At 66.9% G+C, this 4,264-nt stretch carries 3 protein-coding genes; all 3 read left to right on the forward strand.

Annotation, left to right across the window (positions count from 1 at the left end):
- Positions 1 to 884, forward strand: an 884-nt coding sequence (locus tag VFL64_RS08995) for a tripartite tricarboxylate transporter permease (protein WP_489540043.1), incomplete at its 5' end; no start/stop codon positions are given.
- Positions 885 to 991: 107 nt separating this feature from the next.
- On the forward strand, positions 992 to 2,611 hold the full coding sequence (locus VFL64_RS09000) for a gamma-glutamyltransferase family protein (RefSeq protein WP_489540044.1): 1,620 nt from the start codon (positions 992 to 994) through the stop codon (positions 2,609 to 2,611).
- A 216-nt stretch (positions 2,612 to 2,827) separates the two neighbouring features.
- A partial coding sequence (locus tag VFL64_RS09005) for a YncE family protein (protein WP_489540045.1) occupies positions 2,828 to 4,264 on the forward strand: 1,437 nt, incomplete at its 3' end.

The raw sequence follows: 4,264 nt of genomic DNA on the forward strand, positions 1-4,264 counted from the left end.
TGGCTCTGGCGATGGGCGTGTTCGGCATCGCCGAGATCATCACCAACCTCGAGAAGACGGAAGGTGTCCGTCGGGTCACCTCCGTCATTGGCCGCCTGTGGCCGACGAAAGAAGAGTTCCAGCAGGCCTGGCCGGCGGTGCTGCGCGGCACGGCCCTCGGCTCGCTGCTGGGCGTGCTGCCGGGGGGTGGTGCGCTGCTGGCTTCATTTGCGGCCTACACCCTCGAGAAGAAGATGGCCGGCTCCGACGGCCGCTTCGGCAAAGGCGACATCCGCGGCGTGGCCGGCCCCGAATCTGCCAACAACGCTGGTGCGCAGACCTCGTTCATCCCGATGCTCACTCTGGGCATTCCGCCGAACGCCGTGATGGCACTGATGGTGGGCGCGATGACGATCAAGGGCATCCAGCCCGGCCCGCAGGTCATGAGCAGCAACCCGCAGCTCTTCTGGGGCCTGATCGCCTCGATGTGGGTCGGCAACCTGATGCTCGTGGTGCTGAACCTGCCGCTGATCGGCATCTGGATCAAGCTGCTGACCGTGCCCTACCGGTTCCTCTTCCCGGCCATCACGCTGTTCTGCTGCATCGGCGTCTACACGCTGAACAACAACAACTTCGATGTCTACATGACGGCGCTGTTCGCCGTGGTCGGCTACCTCTTCTACAAGTTGGGCTGCGAGGGCGCCCCCTTGCTGCTCGGCTTCATCCTCGGCCCCATGATGGAAGAGAACCTGCGCCGCGCCTTGCTGCTTTCGCGTGGTGACTGGAGCACCTTCATCGTCCGCCCGCTGTCGGCCGGCCTGCTGATCGCCGCCGCGCTGATGGTGGTGATCGTGATGCTGCCGTCGATCAAGAAGCGGCGCGAAGAGGCCTTCGTCGAGGAGTGACCGTTCCCGCGCAGTTTGTGCACACAGGCCGCCTTCGGGCGGCTTGTTCGTTGGTGGAGCGCAGCTTGCTTTCGCACTACGCTACGGAACAAAGGACCTGAGACCCCATGACACACACCTTCGACTGGACCGCCGGCTACACCACCCAGCGCCTGCCTGTTTTCGGGCGCAACATCGTCTCCACCTCGCACCCCGTCGCGGCACATGCCGGCACGCGCATGCTGCTCAAGGGTGGCAACGCGGTCGATGCGGCGATCGCCGCGGCGGCCGTCATGACCATCGTCGAGCCGGTGAGCAACGGCCTCGGTTCGGACTCCTTCTGCATCCTCTGGGACGGCCACAAGCTGCACGGCCTCAATGCATCCGGCCGCGCGCCCCAGGCGTGGACGCCCGAGTACTTCAAGAAGAAGTACGGCGCCGACGCCAAAAGCCCACCGGTGCGCGGCTGGGACAGTGTCACCGTGCCCGGGGCCGTGGCCAGCTGGGTGGCCTTGAGCGAACGCTTCGGCAAGCTGCCCTTTGCCGACCTGCTGGAGCCCGCGATCGAGATTGCCGAGCGCGGCTATGCCGTGCCGGTGGTGGTGCAGCAGAAGTGGGCCGCCGCCGTGCCGGTGCTGCTCGACCAGCCGGGCTTTGCCGAAGCCTTCATGCCGCACGGGCGGGCACCGAACGTGGGCGAGCTGTTCCGCTTTGCCGGGGCGGCCCGGTCGCTCAAGCTGATTGCGCAGAGCAAGGGTGCTGCCTACTACGGCGGCGAGATTGCAGAGGCCGCCGCGAGGCACGCACGGGCGCACGGCGCGGCCATCACGGTCGAAGACTTCGCGGCCTACCGGCCCGAATGGGTCACGCCGCTGGGCAAGACCTATGGCAGCCACACCCTGCACGAGATCCCGCCCAACGGGCAGGGCATCTCGGCGCTGATGGCGCTGGGCATTCTGTCGAACTTCGACCTGTCGTCGATGAAGGTCGACGGCGTCGATTCGCAGCACCTGCAGATCGAAGCCATGAAGCTCGCCTTCGCCGACATCTACCGCTACGTGTCCGAGCCCGCGAGCATGGAAGTCACCGCCGAGCAGCTGCTCGATGACGCCTACCTCGCCTCGCGCGCCAAGCTCATCGACATGAAGCGGGCGCAAGACTTCGGCGCCGGCAACCCGGTGAAGGGCGGCACCATCTACCTGACCGCGGCCGACGAGAGCGGCATGATGGTCAGCTTCATCCAGAGCAACTTCATGGGCTTCGGCTCGGGCGCGGTGGTGCCGGGCTACGGCTTGTCGATGCAGAACCGTGGCCACGCTTTCAACCTCGACCCCAAGAGCCCCAACGTGGTGGCCCCGGGCAAGCGCCCCTTCCACACCATCATCCCGGCCTTCCTCACCAAGGATGGCAAGCCCGTGATGAGCTACGGCGTGATGGGCGCCAACATGCAGCCGCAAGGCCACATGCAGACCCTGGTGCGCATGCTCGACTACCGGCAGAACCCCCAGGCCGCCTGCGATGCGCCGCGCTGGCGCTTCAACCAGGGCCTGGAGATCAACGTCGAGAGCGCCATGAACCCTGCCACTGTGCAGGGCCTCGCCGAGCGGGGCCATGTGATGGAAGTGATCCAGGACTCGTACCAGGACTTCGGCGCCGGCCAGTTCATCTGGCGCCTGGGCGACCCGGCCGTTGACGGCTACGTGGCCGCGAGCGACCCGCGGCGCGACGGGCAAGCCGTCGCGTTCTAGTTTCCCCGTCTCCTTCTCAGGGTTCGCACCGGCCCTGTTCAGTCGCGGTTCACCCTAAAAAGTGCACGCGCGGACAGAATTGCACCTGCGTGCGAATCTGTCCACAACTTCACGTTTCCGGGTTGTTGTGGATCGGTTTCAGCGTCTCACCGCCTGCGCACAGACAGGCGGGGGCTCGGTAACCACACAACGTTGCCCCGGCAACGAGGAGACAACATGAAGCCTTCCCTCAGGGGAGCCGCATTGGGGCGGTTCCGCATTCCCTTGCTCGCGCTCGGCATCGGCCTGAGCGCCATGGCCGGCAGCGCCCATGCCGACGTGATCCTCCAGCAAAGCTTCGCCAGCGGGCTGGGTTCGTTCACCTCGGCGGGTTCGGTGTCCACCAGCAGCGCCGGCGCCAAGCTGACCGCCGCCCTGCTGAGCACCGATGGCCAGATCACCTCGCCGGCCCTCAGCACCGTGGGTTACACCGACATCAAGGTCAGCTTCGACCGCGTCACCGTGGGCCTGGACGCAGGCGAGAGCGGCACGGCCGAGTACTCGACCGACGGCTCCACCTACAACGCGCTCGAAGCCACCACCGCCACCACGTCGGCGCGCGTGAGCTTCTCGCTGCCGGCCTCGGCCGCGGGCATCTCCACGCTGCGCCTGCGCTTCCGCGTCAGCGCCAACAGCGCGCTCGAGAGCTACACGGTCAACAACGTGGCGCTCGAAGGCACGCCCGGGGGCGGCAGCACCGGCTCCGTGCCCAAGCCGGCCATCGGCAAGTTCGCCACCTTCGAGAGCGGCCATGTCCGGCCTATGGCGCTCTCCAGCAACGGCCTCAAGCTGTACGTGGTCAACACGCCCGACAACCGCGTCGAGGTCTACAACACGCAATCGGGCGTGCCGGTGCTGACCGAGTCCATCCCGGTCGGCCTGGAGCCGGTCGCCCTGGCATTGGCCAACGACAACCAGCTGTGGGTGGTCAACCACCTGTCCGACAGCGTGAGCATCGTCGACGTGTCGACCAGCCCCGCGCGTGTGGTCAACACGCTGCTCGTGGGCGACGAACCGCGCGACATCCTGTTCGCCGGCGCCAACAACAAGTGGGCCTTCATCACCGCCGCACACCGCGGCCAGAACACCGGCTTCGACCCGCAGCTCACCACCGCGGGCGTCGGCCGTGCCGACGTGTGGGTGTATGACGTGGCCAACGTGGGCACCAAGCTCGGTGGCGCTCCGGCCACGCGCCTGAACATGTTCGGCGACACCCTGCGTGGCCTCGCCAAGAACCCGGCCGGCACGCGCGTGTATGCCGCGGTGTTCAACTCCGGCAACAAGACCACGGTGCTGAATGAAGACCTGGGCGACGGCGGGCTCACGCTGCCGTCTCCCACGACCGATGCCAACGGCAACGCAGCGCCCAGGGTCAGCCTGATCGTGCAGAAGAACGCCGCCGGCCAGTGGATCGACAACGGCGACCCCACGCGCGGCGTTGCACCGACCAACTGGAGCAGCCGCGTCAAGATCAACCTGCCCGACTACGACGTCTTCACCATCGACACCACCGGCACGCTGCCCACGGTGACGGGCCGCGTCTCGGGCGTGGGCACCACGCTCTTCAACGTGGCGGTGAACCCCGCCTCGGGCAAGGTCTACGTGAGCAACCAG

The organism is Rhizobacter sp., assembly GCF_035702065.1.
GTDB lineage: Bacteria > Pseudomonadota > Gammaproteobacteria > Burkholderiales > Burkholderiaceae_C > Rhizobacter.